Consider the following 15,935-nt stretch of genomic DNA (forward strand, 5'->3'; position numbering starts at 1 on the left):
GCACCAGAGCAGCATGTTTCGCATGGGAACCCTCTCCAGGCAAGCGCCGTGGCATCGCGCCCGCGGCGCTCCATGGTCCCGCATCAGGTCCCGCCACGCCAGTTGTTGCCTCAGACGAACGGCTGATCGATGGCCGGCGAAGGCGGCGTGAACCAGCGCGCACCTTCGTCGGTGACGTGGAAGTGATCTTCCAGGCGCACGCCGAAACGACCGGGCACCACGATCATCGGTTCGTTGCTGCAGCACATGCCCGGCTGCAGCGCGCTGGCATTTCCGCGCACCAGATACGGCGCTTCGTGCACCGACAGCCCGCAACCGTGCCCGGTGCGATGCGGCAATCCGGGCAACCGGTAGTCCGGTCCCAGCCCGGCGGACTCCAGCACGTGTCGCGCCGCCTGGTCCACGCTTTCGCAGGACACGCCGGGCCGCACCGCCGCGAACGCGGCCGCCTGCGCGGCCTGTTCCAGATCCCAGATACGACGCTGTTCGTCATCGGCGCGACCGTGGATCCAGGTGCGGGTGATGTCGGAGTGGTAGCCCTGCACGCTGCAGCCGGTATCGATCAGGACCAGATCGCCTTCGCGCAGCGACTGCACACCAGGCACGCCATGCGGAAACGCGGTGGCGTGGCCGAACTGGACGATGCAGAACGTGGAACCGGCATCGGCGCCCAGCGCGCGGTGGGCATCGTCGATGAAGCGCACCAGTTCGGCGGTGGTGGTGCCTTCGCGGGCGATGCCGGCCGCCAGCCGGTGCACCTGCAGGGTCATGTCGCAGGCCTGCTGCATCAGCGCCAGCTCCGCCGGCGACTTGCACATCCGGCAACCGTCGATGATCCCGCCCGCCTCGCAGATGCGGCGTGCGTCCAGGTGTTCGCACAGGCCATGGTGAATCGCGAAGGCGGCGGCCGGATCCAGTGCCAGCGTGCGCGCGCCACGCTCCTTCATCGCCTGGGCCACGCGCGCATAGGGATCCTCGTCTTCTTCCCACAGGCGGGGTTCGACTTGAATCTTCAGCACCGCCTCCAGCGAACCAGCTTCGAATGCAGGACAAATCATCACTGGCAGGCCATTCCCGGTGATCAGCAGGGCTACCAGCCGCTCGCTGGCGCCCCACGGAACCCCGCAGAAATATCGCAGCGAGGCACCCGCGTTGACCAGCAGCGCATCCACGCCGCGCGCCCGCATCAGCACGCGCGCGCGTTCGATTCGCTGCTGGTACTCCTGCGCGGCGATGGGCGCGGCACGCCGTTCCCACGGATGCAGCATGCCGGTCGCCTGCGTCGGCGAGAGATGGCCGATCTGCGCACTCATTCCGGAATCTCCAGATCGCGATCGGTCCAGCTGCCGTCGACGAGTCTCGACACGCGGCCGGGATTGCGGTTCCGCAATGGCGCGGGCAACAACGCGTCGGGCACCTGGTCGTAGCTGTGCAGGGCTGCGAAGCGCCTGATCGCACCCGGCATCCCGACCGAGGTGAAGCCCGGATGGCTCGCGCTCGGCCAGGGGCCGCCGTGGTTCATCGCCGCGCTGACCGCCACGCCGGTAGGCATGCGGTTGGCGATCAGGCGTCCCACTTTCGCGCGCAACGGCGGCGCCAGCTGTCGCCACAGGTCGGCGTCGCTACCGTCTTCGGCCAGGTAGATCGTGCCGGTCAGCTGGCCTTCCAGCGTGCGGATGATGGCGTCCATCTGCGCGGGATCGCGTACGCGCACCAGCAGCGTGACGGGTCCGAAGGCTTCCCGCTGAAGCGCGTCCGCGGCGGCGAGGAAGCGCTCGCCGTCCACGCTCAGCAGTGCCGGACGACAGCGAAAACCACCGCCGCTGGCGACACCACCACCGGCCAGCGGCGTGGCGCCCGCCGCGATCAGCGCTTCCACGGCGGCACGCAGGTGGCGCTGGCCGCCGCGCGACAGCAGCAGGCCTTCCGGCGCCTCGGCGAAACCGCGGCGCGCGGTGTCGACGAAGACGTCGCCATCGTTGCCCTCGGGCACCAGCACCAGCCCCGGGTTGGTGCAGAACTGGCCGGCGCCGAGCGTGCAGGAGGACAGTAGTTCCTGCGCCAGCGTCTCCGCGCGCGCGGCCAATGCCCCTGGCAGCATCAGTACCGGATTGATGCTGGAGAGTTCGCCGTAGAACAGCACGCCGGCCGCGTCCGCGGCGCGCTTCAAGGCGACGCCGGCGGCACGGCTTCCGGTGAATGCGACCGCGCCGATCCGGGCGTCACCGGCGGCGCGCAGGCCAAGCGCTTCCGGCAACTGATACAGCATCTGCACGCTGGCAGCGGGCAGCCCGCTGGCGACCAACGCCTCGTGGGCCAGCCGCGCCAGCTGCTCGCTGGTGCCGGGATGGCCGGGATGCGCCTTGGCGATCACCGGCGTGCGCGCCACCAATGCGGACGCGAAGTCGCTGCCGGAAATTGCGTTGAACGCGAACGGGAAGTTGCCCGGTCCCAGCACCAGCACCGGCTTGCCGAGTGGCGCCAGCCACGCGCGCAGGCCATTGCGGGTGTCGATGGTCGGCAGGGTCCAGGCGTGGCTGCGCGCCGCCTCGGCGGCCAGTCGCAACTGGCCGCAGGTGCGCGGAATCTCGGCACCGAGGAAACGCGGGGAAACCGGCAACCCGGTTTCCCGTTGCGCCAGCGCCGCCAGCGATTCGCGGTTCGCCTCGATGGCGTCGGCGTAGCGCTCCAGGAAATCCGCGATGGCGGCCGGATCCGCTGCGGCGAGTTCGTCCACGACGGCGCAGGCCGACGCGATCGCCGTTTCCAGATCCCGCTCGCCGCTGATCGGATACGCGGTGCCGAAAGCCTCGCCGCTGTCCGGATCATCGGCCTGGAACGCATGGGCTCCATTCGCGCCGGATCCATCCTGGCTTTGCCGCCACTGGCCGGCCAGCAGGACCGGCGCCGCCGGCCCGCTCATGACTGCCGCGGCGGATGGGCGATGGCATGACGGATGACCGCCAGCGCCGCCTCGCGTTCGGCGCCTTCCACCGGCAGGCGCGGCGCGCGAACGTGTTCGCTGCCCATGCCGACCTGCGCCTGCACCAGCTTGATCAGCTGGACGAACTTGGCGACCGTGTCCAGCCGCAGCAGCGGCAGGAACCATTCGTAGAGTTCGCGCGCGGCCGTGTAGCCGCCGTCGCGGGCAAGTTCGAACAGGCGCACGGACTCGCGCGGATAGGCGTTCACGAGGCCGGCGATCCAGCCCTCGGCGCCCATCGACAGGCCTTCGACGATCGCATCGTCCATGCCCACCAGCAGCACCAGCTTGTCGCCGGTCAGTTCCTTGATGGCGGCGAAGCGGCGCACGTCACCGGAGGATTCCTTCACCGCGTGCACATGCGGATAGTCGCGCGCCAGCTCGGCAATCTGCGACGGCGTGATGTCGGTCCGGTAGGCGATCGGGTTGTTGTAGATGATGGCCGGCAGGTCCACCGCTTCCAGCACCGCGCGCGCATGCGCGGAAGCTTCGTGCCAATCACTGGTGTAGACGTAGACCGGCAGGACCATCATGCCGCCCGCGCCGGCTTCCTTCGCCGCGCGCGCCAGTCGCACCGCCTCGGCGGTGGACAGGGCGGCGATGCCGGGCACGATCGGCGCGCGGTCGCCGACCGCCGCGACCAGGGTGCGGATGATCGCGATCTTCTCGTCGAAACTCAGGGTCGCGGCCTCGCCCAGCGATCCCAACGGCACAAGCGCGGTGCAGCCGGCATCGACCAGCTTCCGCGCATGTTCGGCCAGGAAGGCGTGATCGACGCTGCCGTCTTGCGTGAAAGGCGTGGTGATGGCGGGCAGGACGCCGCGCAGGAATTGGCTTGGATTCATGGTGATGCACCTGTCTGGGTAGGAACGGAAAAGTCGGCCAGCGTGTCTATGCGGGCCGGAAACACGGGGGGACGGCGGTCCCCGGCGGAGACGGGGCCGGCGAGCAGCCCCCATTCGGTGAGCGCGGTACCGCAGATGCGGCCCTGGCACGCGCCCATGCCGCAGCGGGTGGCCAGCTTGGCGTCGCGCGCGTCGGCGAACCGCTGCAGTTGATCCAAGGTGACGTCCTCGCAGCGGCACACCACGGTACCGGGCGCGATCGCCGGCCAGTCCGGCGCGTCGGGTTCGAAGTGGCGTTGCAGCCACGTGGCGAAAGCGCGGGCATGCCGTTGCCGGCGGCGCAGCGCGACCGGCACCGCGTCCGCGCCGGCGGCGGCGGCATGGCCGGCGATGGCGCCTTCGAGCAGTGCGCTGTCGCGGCCGCCGATGCCGCAGGCTTCGCCCGCCGCGTACACCCCGGCCAGGCTGGTCCGTTGATTGGCGTCCACCCGCACGCGCGGATGCCGCGGTGCCGGTTCCAATGCGCAGCCCAGCGACTGCGCCAGTTCGATATTGGGCACCAGCCCGTAGCCGACCGCCACGCCGTCGCAGGCAACGCGCAGGCGTTCGCGACCGCGCCGGATGTCGACGGCTTCCACGCATCCGCCGCCGTGCGCGGCCAGCACTTCACTGTCGTGCCAGTACGGCACGCGTGCCAGCCGCAGGCGCAGCGCGATCGCCTGCCCGGCCTTGCCCGGCCAGCGCGGCAATCCGGCCGCGAAATGCCACAGGCGCCTGGGCGGGGTCCGTTCGCAGAGGGCGACCACGTGCGCACCGTACCGTCGCAGGGTGTCGGCGGCGGCCAGCAGCAGTGGACCACGACCGGCGACCACGATCCGGCGACCGTCGTAAGGAACGCCCTGCTTGGCCAACGCCTGCGCGCCGCCCGCGCCGGTCACGCCCGGCAGCGTCCAGCCGGGAAACGGCAGCAGCAGCTCGCGGGCGCCGGTGGCGAGAATCAAGGCGCGGAAACGCAGGCGCAATGCGCCAGACGGGTCTTCGGCCAGCAGTTCCCCGGTGGTTCCGGCAGTGGCGATGACCTGGGTCTGCGCGTGCCACTGCACGCCGGCGGCCAGCGCCTGCCGCAGATATCCCGCGGCGGGCGTGGCGGACTGGCCGACCGCGTGTCGCCACACCTGCCCGCCCGGCGTGGCCTGCGCATCGACCCAGCCCACCCGCGCGCCATGGCCACGTGCCGCGAGCGCCGCGGCCAGGCCCGCCGGCCCGGCGCCCACGATCAGCACATCGTAGTCGCGCACGCGCTCAGCCATCGGTTTCCACCCGCATGCCGTCGCGTACCGGCGTCATGCACGCGCGTCGCTGGCCGAGGCCGTCGATCTGCACCCGGCATTCGAAGCACACGCCCATGCCGCACAGCGGCGCGCGTGGCAATCCACCGACCGAACGGCGTGTCGAGAGCACACCGGCCCGCGCGATCGCGGCCGCCACGCTGCTGCCCGCCGGCACGTCCACCGGCTGGCCGTTCACCCTCACCCGCACCGGGCCGCTCACGACATCCCCCGCGCGGGCGAATACGGTGCCGGGTCGATCGCCGGCTCGCGTCCCAGGAACAGATCCATCAGCAGGCGGGCGGTGCCCAGCGCGGTGGTGATGCCAAGCCCTTCGTGTCCGGCCGCCACCCATATATCGCGCGCGTCGGGCATCGCTCCGATATACGGACGCCCGTCCGCCGTGGCCGGGCGAAACCCGGTCCACACTCGGATGGCCTGCACGGATCGCAGGATCGGCAGGTAGTCCAGCGTGCGTGCCAGCATGCGTTGCAACATGGGAATAGACACTGCCGGATCGGTCACGCCTTCCTCGCGGGAAGAACCGATCAGCAGTTGCCCGGTGGGACGCGGCTGCACGTTAAAGGCGACGCTGCTGGTTGCGTTGCCGTGCGCGGAATCGGCATAGCCCAATTCCAGCAATTGGTGGTGGACGATGCCGGGATGGCGGTCGGTAATCACCAGTTGCCCCTTGCGCGGACGCAGCGGCAGTCCGGGCAACAACGCCGGCGCCGCGCATCCGGTGGCGACGAGCACCGGCCCGTGCAGGCGGGTGCCGTCGTCCAGCTTCACGCCGCCATCGAATCGCGCCTCTGCACGACGACCAAGGAACAAGTGCAGGCGACGGGTCCGCGCGCGATCGACCAGGCAACGCGCCGCGCGTGGTGGATACACCACCGCCTCCCGCTCGACCCGCAGGCCGCCGGCCACGTCTTGCGCCAGATGCGGTTCCAGCGCCCGCAGGCGTGCGGCATCCAGCGCCTCGGCTTGGATGCCGACGGCCGCCAGGCGCGCGATCTTGGGCGCTACCCGCTCAAGTTCCCGTTCGTCGCGCGCGACCCAGATCGTGCCGCAGCGACTGAATTCGGCCGCGCACGGATCCGGGAATTCCTCCCACAAAGACAGCGAGTACGCCGCCAGCGCGAGTTCCGCCGGATCCTCGTCCATCGCCACCAGATGCCCCATCGCCGCCGCCGTCGCACCACCGCCGATCGGACCCGGCTCGACCAGCGCCACCTTCAGTCCCTCCGCGCAGGCGGCGTCGGCACAGGCCGCGCCAACCATGCCGGCACCGACGACGATGAGATCGAACGTGTTCACCGCGCGCCGTCACCCGCCGCGCCGATGCCCCAGGCAAAGGGATCGGAGGGATCGATGCACAGCTGCGCCCTGGCGGTGAGATAGGCCTGGCCGGTAATCCGCGGCAGGATGCCACGGGTGCCGCACCGGTAATGGCCTTCGAAGCGGGTGCCGAGGATGCCCTGCTGGATCCAGGTCTCGCCTTCAGCGAGTTTTCCGTCGGCGGCCAGGCAGGCCATCTTCGCGCTGGTTCCGGTGCCGCAGGGCGAGCGGTCATAGGCCAGTCCGGGACACAGCACGAAATTGGCGATTACCCCGCTGCCGTCGCCGGCCGGCGCGTTGAGTTCGATGTGGTCGATCTCCGCGCCATCGGCACCGGTGATCCCCGACTTCCGCAAGGCGTTGCCGATGGCTTCGCTGTAGGCGGTCAGCTCGCGCTGGTGGCGCAGCATCAGCGGCAAGGGCGTCTGCGCGGTGATGAAGAACCAGTTGCCGCCCCACGCGATGTCGCCGCGCACACAGCCATGTCCAGGCACGTCGACCGCGACGTCGGCCGCCAGCCGGTAGCTCTCCACGTTGTCGACCGAAACACGGCCGTCGGTGTGCAGTTCCACGCCGACCGTACCCACCGGCGTCTGCAGACGATGCGCGCCCGGCGCCAGCCGCCCCAGCGCATGCAGGGTCCGCACGACGCCGATGGTGCCGTGCCCGCACATGCCCAGATAGCCGACGTTGTTGAAGAAGATGACGCCCGCCGCGACATCCGGCTCGGTTGGCGGCAGCAACAGCGCTCCCACCACCGTGTCCGAGCCACGCGGCTCGCACACGATGGCGCTGCGCCAATGATCGAAATCCTGGCGGAAGCGGCGCAGTTGCGCCGCCGGATCGCCACCGCCGAGATCGGGAAAACCGGACACGACCACCCGGGTGGGTTCGCCGGCGGTGTGCGAATCGATGACGTCGAGTGTCTGCATGGCGGACATGCTTTCATCCGCGGGTTGGCAGCGGATAGCCGGCAATGTCCGGTGCCGATGCGGAATTCGGCATGATTTTGACGCGACCGGAACGGTGCGCCGCAGCATTTCCATCCCTGCCGGATGGCATTGACATATCGGCGCGAATCACTGTTATGGTGCTTCACGGAGAGGGGTACACGGTGCCCGCGGAAACGCGGTTCCACTAACGCCACGATGCCGCGCCGGCGTCGTGGCGGATGCCGAATGCCGCAGGATTGCGAACGCGGCGCGCGCCCTGGCGGTGCGTGGACGCGCATGCACTCTCCGCGTTTCGCCGCCATGCGGCGATCCCGCCGCCGCCATCGGAGTCCATGCCCATGCCGTTCGACATCGACATCCCGTCACAGGAATTGCAGGCGCTCTACGACGCTCTGCCGGACGTGGTGTTCTTCATCAAGGATGCGCAGGGCCGCTATACCCATTGCAATCTCACCCTGATGCGCCGGCTGGGTCGCAAGCAGCGCGCCGACGTGCTCGGCAGGACCACCGTGGAAGTGTTCCCGCAACGCTTCGGCGACAGCTACCAGCAGCAGGATCTGCGCGTGCTGCGCGGCGAGATCATCGAGAACCAGCTGGAAGTCCACCTGTTCCCCAATCGCATGCCGGGCTGGGCGCTCACCTTCAAGCGGCCGGTGTTGCAGGCCGGCGCGGTGGTCGGGCTGATCGGCATCTCGCGCGATCTCGGCCAGCCGGACAATCGCCATTCGACCTTCCCGCGCCTGATGAAGGTGGTGGACCACATGCAGGAGCACCACGGCGAGAACGTCCGCATCACCGCCCTGGCGGATCTCGCCGGCCTGTCGGTCGCCCAGCTGGAAAGGCACTTCCGCCGCGTCTTCCAGCTCACCCCGCAGCAGATGCTGACCAAGCTGCGCATCGAGACCGCGATGCGCCTGTTGCAGGACGATGCCAGCATCGCCAGCATCGGTCAGGCCTGCGGTTTCGCCGACCAGAGCGCGTTCACCCGCCAGTTCAAGGCCACCGTGGGCATGACCCCGCGCGACTATCGCGCGCTTGGCCGGCATCCGCGCGCGGCGCCGATCGCCGGCACCTGACCGCCGCCCTGCGGTGGCGCGCTACTGATCGTCCTCCGCACCCAGATCCAGCTGCGTGGCGGGCAGGCCGGTGGCGGCACCCCAGCAATAGGCCAGCAGGGCGACCACCGCCACCGCCGTGGCGTCCCAGGGATGGACGAGCACGCCGCGGCCACCGAACGAGCCCAGGTACGACACGCCGATCATCATCAGGTAGAACCCGATCAGCCACAGCGAGGAGCGGATCTGCGCGCGCAGCGGCAGCTGTCCCGCTGGCATCAGCCGCGCGCAGGCCAGGTAAATCAGATAAAGCAGCACCTGCAGGCCCAGCAGCCAGGACACGGTGGACCAACCGGACCAGTAGACGATCAGCGAGGCCACCACGAAAGCGAGCGGTCCAAGCACGTCCAGCGCCTTCATCCGGAACGGCCGGTCCAGTCCGGGCGCGCTGCGACGCAGTGCGGCGGCGGTGACCGGTGCGACGGCGTAGCTCATCATCAGCGCGGCCGACACCACATTGATCATCGCTTCCCACGACGGAAACGGCAGCGTCCAGAACACCGAGAGCGCGAAGGTCAGCCACAGGGCCGGGCGCGGGATGCCGGACGACACCCCGACCCGGGTGAACAACCGGAAGAACGTACCCGTCCGCGCCCAGCCATAGATCACCCGCGGAGTGGCGTTCATGTAGATGTTGCCGGTACCGCTGGGTGAAACGATGGCATCGGACACGACCAGCACCGCCAGCCAGCCGGCGCCCAGCGCCAGCGCGATGTCGCGGTACGGCAGCGAGTACTTACCACCGACCGGTCCCCAACCCTGCGTCAACGCCGATGCCGGCACGCTGCCCAGGAACACCACCTGCAGCAGCACGTAGATCAGCGTGGACAACACCACCGACAGCAGCAGCGCGATCGGAATGGTCCGCTGCGGATTCCGCACCTCGCTGGCCACGGAGATGATCGGTGTCAGCCCCAGGTAGGCAAAGATGATGCCGCCGCCGGATACCGCCGCCCCCACGCCGGCCATGCCGAACGGCGCGAAGCCGTGATCGGACAGGTTGGCTGGCTGGAAATGCAGCGCGAGCACGCCGATCACCAGCATCGGCACAACGAACTTGAACGCGCTGACGATGTTGTTCGCCAATGCGAAGGTCCGGATGCTGAAATAATTCAGCAGGAAGAACAGGCACAGCAGCAGGAACTGCACGGTCCAGCCGGCCAGGCTGGCATCGCCGGAACCAGGCTTGTTCATCCAGGGAAACCAGGCCGCCGCGTACTGCCGCGCCGCCACCACTTCGATGGCAATCAGGCTGGAGAACGCGATCAGCGTGATCAGTCCCATCAGGTAACCCAGCAGCGGTCCATGTGAAAAGGTGGGATAGCGGATGATTCCGCCCGCGCGCGGCAGGGCGGCGCCGAGTTCGCAGTAAATCAGGCCCAGCAAGAGCACCGCCACGCCACCGATCAGCCAGGAGAGAATTCCCGCGGGGCCGGCAATCGACGCCACGTGGCTGGCCGCGAACAGCCAGCCGGATCCGAAGATGGCGCCGAGCCCGATCAGGGTCAGGTCCGCCACGGAAAGACTTCGTTTGAACTTGCCCTGCTGCATGCCATCCCCCCCGGGTAGCTCGTTGCCTTGCCGTGCTCCGCCCGCGGCCCCCACCGGGAACCGCGGGCGATTCGTCCTGCCGTGCCGTGTCCGGTGCATCCGGCCGTGCGTGGCGGTCAATGGAGTCTAGAAAGCGCGTTTTGCCCGGGTCTTGGCGGATTCCGTCGGTCCTGGCGGCGAAGTGAGCACAAACCCGTTTCCATTTTTCCCGTTTTGTCGGGATCGGGCATTGGCATCAAGCATGTCATCTGCAAACCCAGTGACGGGCGTTGCGCGCCTGTTGCTCCGGCAGAGCTCACCGTGGCTCTCCGACATCCGCATGACGCACTTTCGTTATGCGGTTTTCCGCATCCCTCCGCGCCATCAATGCCTAGAACGCGGCCGGCTCTCGCACCTAATGTGAAAAATGACACGTAAGCCCTGGGAGGGGCGAACGACGTTTGCCGGCATCCGGCCAAAACACCATCGGGGAGAGGGAATGAAGACGCATTCAGAACGGCTGCGGCCGACAATCCTGTGCCATGCGCTCGTGCTGGCGCTGGCGGCAGGCACACCGGGGGCGCTGTTCGCGCAGCAGGCCGACGGCGCAAGACCGCAGGCCACGGCATCGACCGACCAGGACGAAGACACCGCCGAACAATCGGCCAATGGCCAGACCAGGACGCTCGATCAGGTCACCGTCACGGGATCGCGCATCAAGCGCGCCGAAGTCGAAGGCCCGGCACCGGTGACGGTAATCACCGCCGACGATATCGAGAAGCAGGGCTTCAAGACCGTCTTCGACGCGCTGAACACGCTGACCCAGGCCAACGGTACCGTGGTCAACGAATCCACCTTGGCCAGCCAGTCGATCTTCGCGCCCAACGCCAACATCATCAATCTCCGCGGCCTGGGCCCGGGCCGGTCGCTGATCCTGATCAACGGCCGCCGCGTCGCCGAGTACCCGCTGCCCTATGGCGGCCAGAGCAACTTCGTCAATCTGGGCGCGATTCCCAGCAGCGCGGTCGAACGCATCGAGGTGCTGTCCGGCGGCGCTTCGGCGATCTATGGCTCCGACGCGGTGGCCGGGGTGATGAACATCGTCACCAAGAAGAACTACGAGGGGCTGGAAGCCAAGCTCTACGGGAGCACGACCACACGCGGCGGCGGCGACACCGGCAACCTGCAGATCGTGGGTGGAAAGTCCGGCGACCGCTGGAGCCTGACCTACGCGATGGAATACATGAACCGCGAGGCCATCTTCACCCGCCAGCGCGACTTCATGGATTCGATGCGGGACAGCCCGATCGCCAGCGGTCGCACGCCCTGGGCCAACCTGTACCTGTACGACTTCGACGCGCCCGGCTATGTCAGCGAGATCGCCGACGCCTGCGACCGCTTCTTCGGCCATAGCGTGGTCTACACGACCGCATCCGGCAGCCGCTGCGCGCAGTACGACCGCCTGGCCGATTCCACCATCCGCAGTTCCGACGACAACCTGTCGCTGTACGGCTCCGGCGTGTTCGACATCAGCGAGAACGCGCAAATCTTCATGGATGCGATGTGGTGGCGGTCCAAGGCGCGCTATTCCACCGGCACCCAGTGGTGGTCTCCCTACAACGAGGAAACCGGCTACTACTACTACGATGTTGGCCGCGGCGCGCTGATGGACGCGCTGCGCGTGTTCCAGCCGGAGGAAACCGGTCGCGACGGCTTGATGACCGACAACGACGAGGAATCCTGGAGCATCACCACCGGCATCCGCGGCAGCCTGTTCGACAACCGCTTCGACTACGAACTTTCCTACAGCCATGCCGAGTACGAGACCGACACCCGCACCCCGCGCCTGATCGCCAGCAAGGTCGCCGACTACTTCCTTGGTCCGCGCCTGGGCAATGATCCGGTCTACGACTACTACCCGGCTTACCGGCTGGACTACGACCGCTTCACCACCCCGCTGACGCCGTCGCAGTTCGCGGCGATGTCGGCGACCATCCGGCCACGCGGCTACTCCGAGGCCAGCCAGTTCCAGGCCACCCTGAGCGGCGATCTGTTCGAACTTCCGGCCGGGCCGGTCGGCATGGCCTCGGTGCTGGAATGGGGTTCGCAGGAGTATGAGCTGGTGGCCGATCCGCGCACCCTGCCCAACGCCGACCCCGCCGAGGAAGCCTACAACTGGAACGACACCGGCGGCCGCGGCGCCCGGGACCGCTATGCGCTGGGCCTGGAGTTCAGCGTGCCGATCTTCAGCACCCTGAAGGCGCAGTTGGCGGCGCGCTACGACAAGTACGACGACATCACCGAAGTGGACGGCGCGGTCACCTGGAACGCCGGGCTGGAATGGCGTCCGGTCGACAGCCTGCTGCTGCGCGGCAGCTACGCCACCAGCTTCCGCGCACCGGACATGCACTACGTGTTCGCCGAACCCTCCGGCTACTACATCCAGATCTTCGACGAATACCGCTGCCGCGCCGAGAACAACAACGACGTGCTGGCGGCGGCTTGCCGCGACAACAGCAACACCGACTACTACTACTACACCGAGGGCGGACGGCGCGGCAACCGCCTGCTGGAGGAAGAGACCTCCAAGTCGTGGACCGCCGGTTTCGTCTGGGACATCCTGGACGGCTTGTCGGTGCAGGCCGACTACTACAGCATCCAGCTCGACCAGGGCGTCAACGATCTGTCCAACGGTTACGTGCTCAAGCGTGAAGCCGATTGCCGGCTGGGCGTGGATCGCAGCGGCAATCCGGTCGACACCAGCTCGCTGCTCTGCCAGACCGCACTGGATTTCGTCCAGCGCCGGCCGTCGCCGACCGATCCCGAAGGCACCGCGGTGACCCTGCTGACGGTCGGGCCGATCAACACCGCCACCGAGAAGACCACCGGCATCGACGCGACCGTCCGCTATCGCTGGGACACCGATCGCCTGGGCCGCTTCAACGTCCTGCTCGGCTGGTCGCACACGCTCAGCTACGAGTTCACCCAGTACGCCGAGGATGGCGTGCTCTATGACCGCGACAACCGATCCTACAACTGGAACGCCCGCAGCCGGGCCAACCTGTCGGTGAACTGGAATCGCGGCGACTGGGGCGCGAACGTCTACGGCTCGCGGATGGGCTCGATCCCCAGCTACGACCTGGACCGCCGCATCGCGCCCTACCTGCTGTGGAATGCCAACCTGTCGAAGAAGATCACCGACAGGATGTCGGTGACCCTGTTCGTCAACAACGTGTTCGACAAGATCCATCCGCGCGACGACAGCTACGCCGACTACCCGTACTTCTACTGGACCTACAGCCCGATCGGGCGGGAGATCGGCGCGCAGCTGGCTTACCGGTTCCAGTAATCGGTGTTCCCCCGGGGGCCGGCAGCCGGCCGGCCCCTTCTTTTTTTGGCTCCAGAGAAGATCGAATGAAAGATGCCCTTCGCCCACCTGCCGCCACCCGCCGGTCACGCGCGGCCCTGACTGTACTGGCCCTGCTCTCGCCGTTCGTCGCTTCAGCGAGTGATACCGCTCCCGGCGATGCGGACTACCAGCGCTCGCTGCACCTGGGACAGGAATGGATGTACCTGACCCGCGACCTGCCCTTCGCGGCCAAGGCCACCCACGATGGCCGCTTCTACTACCGCAAGACAGTACCCGGCGGTTTCAGCTACGTGATCGTGGACCCGAAGGATCAGCGCAAGCGCCCGGCCTTCGACCAGGCACGCCTGGCGGCGGCGCTGGGCAAGGCCACCGGCGAACGCTACGAGCCGCTGCGGTTGCCGTTCCGCGACTTCGAATTCGCCGACGAAGGCCGCGCCATCAAGATGAAAATCGGCCTGGCCGAGCCGCGGCCATGGCGTTGCGAACTGAAGGCCTACACCTGCGCGCGCGACGATGGCACGCCCAGCCGCCCGCGTGGCTGGGGCGTCGTGCGCGACATGACCCAGCCCGCCGACAACGCACCGCGCCACTCGCCGGACGGCAAGTGGGAAGTCTTCGCGCAGGGCCACGATCTAGTCATCCGCGCGGCCGGTTCACTGGCGCAGCCCGAACCGCTCACCCGCGACGGCCGCGCCGACGCCTTCTACGATCCCGAATCAATCGCGTGGTCGCCCGATTCCCGGCGCCTGGCGGTCTACCGGGTCAAGCCCGGCACCGATCGCCGCGTCACCCGGGTCGAATCCACTCCCCGCAACCAGATCCAGCCACTCGTCCACACCCAGCTGTATCCCAAGCCGGGCGACGAGGTCGACATCGAACGGCCGGTACTGATCGATGTCGATTCGCGCACGGTACGGGTCGTCGACGACGCGCTGTTCCCCAACCCGCTGCAACTGTGGGAGATCCAGTGGCGCAAGGACGGCGCGAGCTTCGCGTTCGAATACATCCAGCGTGGTTTCAAGCAGGTCCGCGTGATCAGCGTCGATGCCGCCAGCGGCCAGGCGCGGGTGGCGGTCAGCGAGGACAGCCCGACCTTCGTCAATGCCTGGAACCTCTATCGCCACGACGTCGGCAAGGACGGCAACGAGGTGCTGTGGATCTCCGAACGCGACGGCTGGCGCCACCTGTACCTGTTCGACGATGCCAGCGGCCAGGTCAAGCGCCAGATCACGCGCGGTGAATGGGTGGTGCGCGACGTGGTCAAGGTCGATGACGACAAGCGCCAGATCTGGTTCACCGCCGGCGGCATGGACGCGGGCAAGGACCCGTATCTTCAGCATTACTTCCGGGTCGACTTCGACGGCGGCAATCTCACCCGCCTGACCCAGGCCGACGCCTGGCACGATGTCGCCTTCTCCAGCGACATGGCCTATTACCTCGATACCTATTCGCGGGTGGATCTGCCGCCGGTCTCGGAACTGCGCCGCGCCGACGGCAGCCTGGTGTCGGTGCTCGAACGCGCCGATGTCGGCGCGCTGCGCGCGGCGGGTTGGAATCCGCCCCAGATCTTCGCCGCCAAGGGCCGCGACGGCGCCACCGACATCTGGGGCATCGCGGTGCGTCCACGCGATCACGACCCGTCGAAGCACTATCCGGTCATCGAGTCGATCTACGCCGGGCCACACGGCGCCTTCGTGCCCAAGCGCTTCTGGCCGTTCGACATGGATTCGGGCAGCGACAGCCTGGTGCGGATGCAGGCATTGGCGGATCTGGGCTTCATCGTCGTCCGCATCGACGGCATGGGCACCACCGGCCGCTCAAAGGCCTTCCATGACGTGGCCTGGCAGAACCTGCAGGACGCCGGTTTCCCGGATCGCATCGCCTGGCACCGCGCGATGGCCGCGACGGATCCGTCCTACGACATCGGCCGGGTCGGCATCCACGGGATGTCGGCGGGCGGGCAGAACACCCTGCACGCGCTGTTGTTCCATCCGGAGTTCTACAAGGCTGGCGTGGCCAGCAACGGCTGCTACGACAACCGCATGGACAAGCTGTGGTGGAACGAGCAGTGGCTGGGCTGGCCGGTCAACGCCAGCTACTCGGCCGCGTCGGGCGTGGAGCACGCCGACAAGCTGCGCGGCGACCTGCTGCTGATCGTGGGCGAACAGGACGCCAATGTGGATCCCGCCTCGACCCTGCAGGTGGCCGATGCGCTGATCCGCGCCGACAAGGATTTCGAACTGCTGATGATGCCCGGTGCCGGCCATTCGGTGGGACGCTGGTCCGAACCCTTCGACTACGTCCAGCGCCGCCACTACGACTTCTTCATCCGCCATCTCCAGGATCGGCCGACACCGCGCTGGAACTCGGCGTCCTCGGCGCCCTGAGCCACGCGCCTGTTTCGCGCGCCGGATGAACGGGCCAACGCGCCCGTTCGCCAGCACCGGAAAAAGCGAAGCCCGGCAATGAA

At 68.1% G+C, this 15,935-nt stretch carries 11 protein-coding genes; 3 read left to right on the top strand and 8 right to left on the bottom strand.

Features of this window, described 5'->3' with window-relative positions; all coding sequences use genetic code 11:
* Positions 1 to 110: 110 nt before the first annotated feature.
* From FHW78_RS08310 to FHW78_RS08340, 7 genes are read right to left on the bottom strand one after another with little or no spacing between them, the layout of a single operon-like run.
* The gene (locus FHW78_RS08310; RefSeq protein WP_183639444.1) at positions 111 to 1,313 is read right to left on the bottom strand and encodes a Xaa-Pro peptidase family protein; all 1,203 of its coding nucleotides are present in this window, start codon (positions 1,311 to 1,313) and stop codon (positions 111 to 113) included.
* Positions 1,310 to 2,923 carry an aldehyde dehydrogenase family protein gene (locus tag FHW78_RS08315; RefSeq protein WP_183639445.1) on the bottom strand — a complete coding sequence of 538 codons (1,614 nt, stop codon included), beginning with the start codon at positions 2,921 to 2,923 and terminating at the stop codon, positions 1,310 to 1,312. The genes FHW78_RS08310 and FHW78_RS08315 overlap by 4 nt, the downstream gene beginning before the upstream one ends.
* Positions 2,920 to 3,828, bottom strand: coding sequence for a dihydrodipicolinate synthase family protein (locus tag FHW78_RS08320; RefSeq protein ID WP_183639446.1), 909 nt, complete (start codon positions 3,826 to 3,828; stop codon positions 2,920 to 2,922). Before FHW78_RS08320 ends, FHW78_RS08315 begins: the two co-directional genes overlap by 4 nt.
* A complete protein-coding gene (locus tag FHW78_RS08325; RefSeq protein ID WP_183639447.1) occupies positions 3,825 to 5,138 on the bottom strand; it encodes an FAD/NAD(P)-binding oxidoreductase in 1,314 nt (437 codons plus the stop codon). Before FHW78_RS08325 ends, FHW78_RS08320 begins: the two co-directional genes overlap by 4 nt.
* Positions 5,131 to 5,379: a (2Fe-2S)-binding protein gene (locus FHW78_RS08330; RefSeq protein WP_183639448.1), complete on the bottom strand. Its 249-nt coding sequence runs from the start codon at positions 5,377 to 5,379 to the stop codon at positions 5,131 to 5,133. The genes FHW78_RS08325 and FHW78_RS08330 overlap by 8 nt, the downstream gene beginning before the upstream one ends.
* On the bottom strand, positions 5,376 to 6,476 hold the full coding sequence (locus FHW78_RS08335; protein WP_183639449.1) for an FAD-dependent oxidoreductase: 1,101 nt from the start codon (positions 6,474 to 6,476) through the stop codon (positions 5,376 to 5,378). Before FHW78_RS08335 ends, FHW78_RS08330 begins: the two co-directional genes overlap by 4 nt.
* Complete coding sequence (locus FHW78_RS08340; protein WP_183641259.1) at positions 6,473 to 7,429, bottom strand: proline racemase family protein; 957 nt, start codon at positions 7,427 to 7,429, stop codon at positions 6,473 to 6,475. Before FHW78_RS08340 ends, FHW78_RS08335 begins: the two co-directional genes overlap by 4 nt.
* Before the next feature lie 359 nt (positions 7,430 to 7,788).
* Here FHW78_RS08340 and FHW78_RS08345 point away from each other — a divergent pair, with 359 nt between their 5' ends.
* A complete protein-coding gene (locus tag FHW78_RS08345) occupies positions 7,789 to 8,526 on the top strand; it encodes an AraC family transcriptional regulator (RefSeq protein WP_183639450.1) in 738 nt (245 codons plus the stop codon).
* A 21-nt stretch (positions 8,527 to 8,547) separates the two neighbouring features.
* Here the strand turns inward: FHW78_RS08345 and FHW78_RS08350 are convergent, their stop codons facing one another.
* Positions 8,548 to 10,116 carry an APC family permease gene (locus FHW78_RS08350; protein ID WP_183639451.1) on the bottom strand — a complete coding sequence of 523 codons (1,569 nt, stop codon included), beginning with the start codon at positions 10,114 to 10,116 and terminating at the stop codon, positions 8,548 to 8,550.
* Positions 10,117 to 10,594: 478 nt separating this feature from the next.
* On the opposite strand from FHW78_RS08350, the gene FHW78_RS08355 reads away from it, so the two are divergent.
* Together FHW78_RS08355 and FHW78_RS08360 are read left to right on the top strand one after the other, a co-directional pair.
* Positions 10,595 to 13,444, top strand: a complete 2,850-nt coding sequence (locus FHW78_RS08355) for a TonB-dependent receptor (RefSeq protein ID WP_183639452.1) — start codon at positions 10,595 to 10,597, stop codon at positions 13,442 to 13,444.
* 218 nt (positions 13,445 to 13,662) lie between these two features.
* Positions 13,663 to 15,852 (top strand): S9 family peptidase, encoded by a 2,190-nt coding sequence (locus tag FHW78_RS08360; RefSeq protein WP_255443267.1) that lies wholly within the window; start codon positions 13,663 to 13,665, stop codon positions 15,850 to 15,852.
* Positions 15,853 to 15,935 lie beyond the last annotated feature (83 nt).

It is taken from the genome of Pseudoxanthomonas sp. OG2 (genome assembly GCF_014192765.1).
GTDB classification, from domain to species: Bacteria; Pseudomonadota; Gammaproteobacteria; order Xanthomonadales; family Xanthomonadaceae; genus Pseudoxanthomonas_A; species Pseudoxanthomonas_A beigongshangi.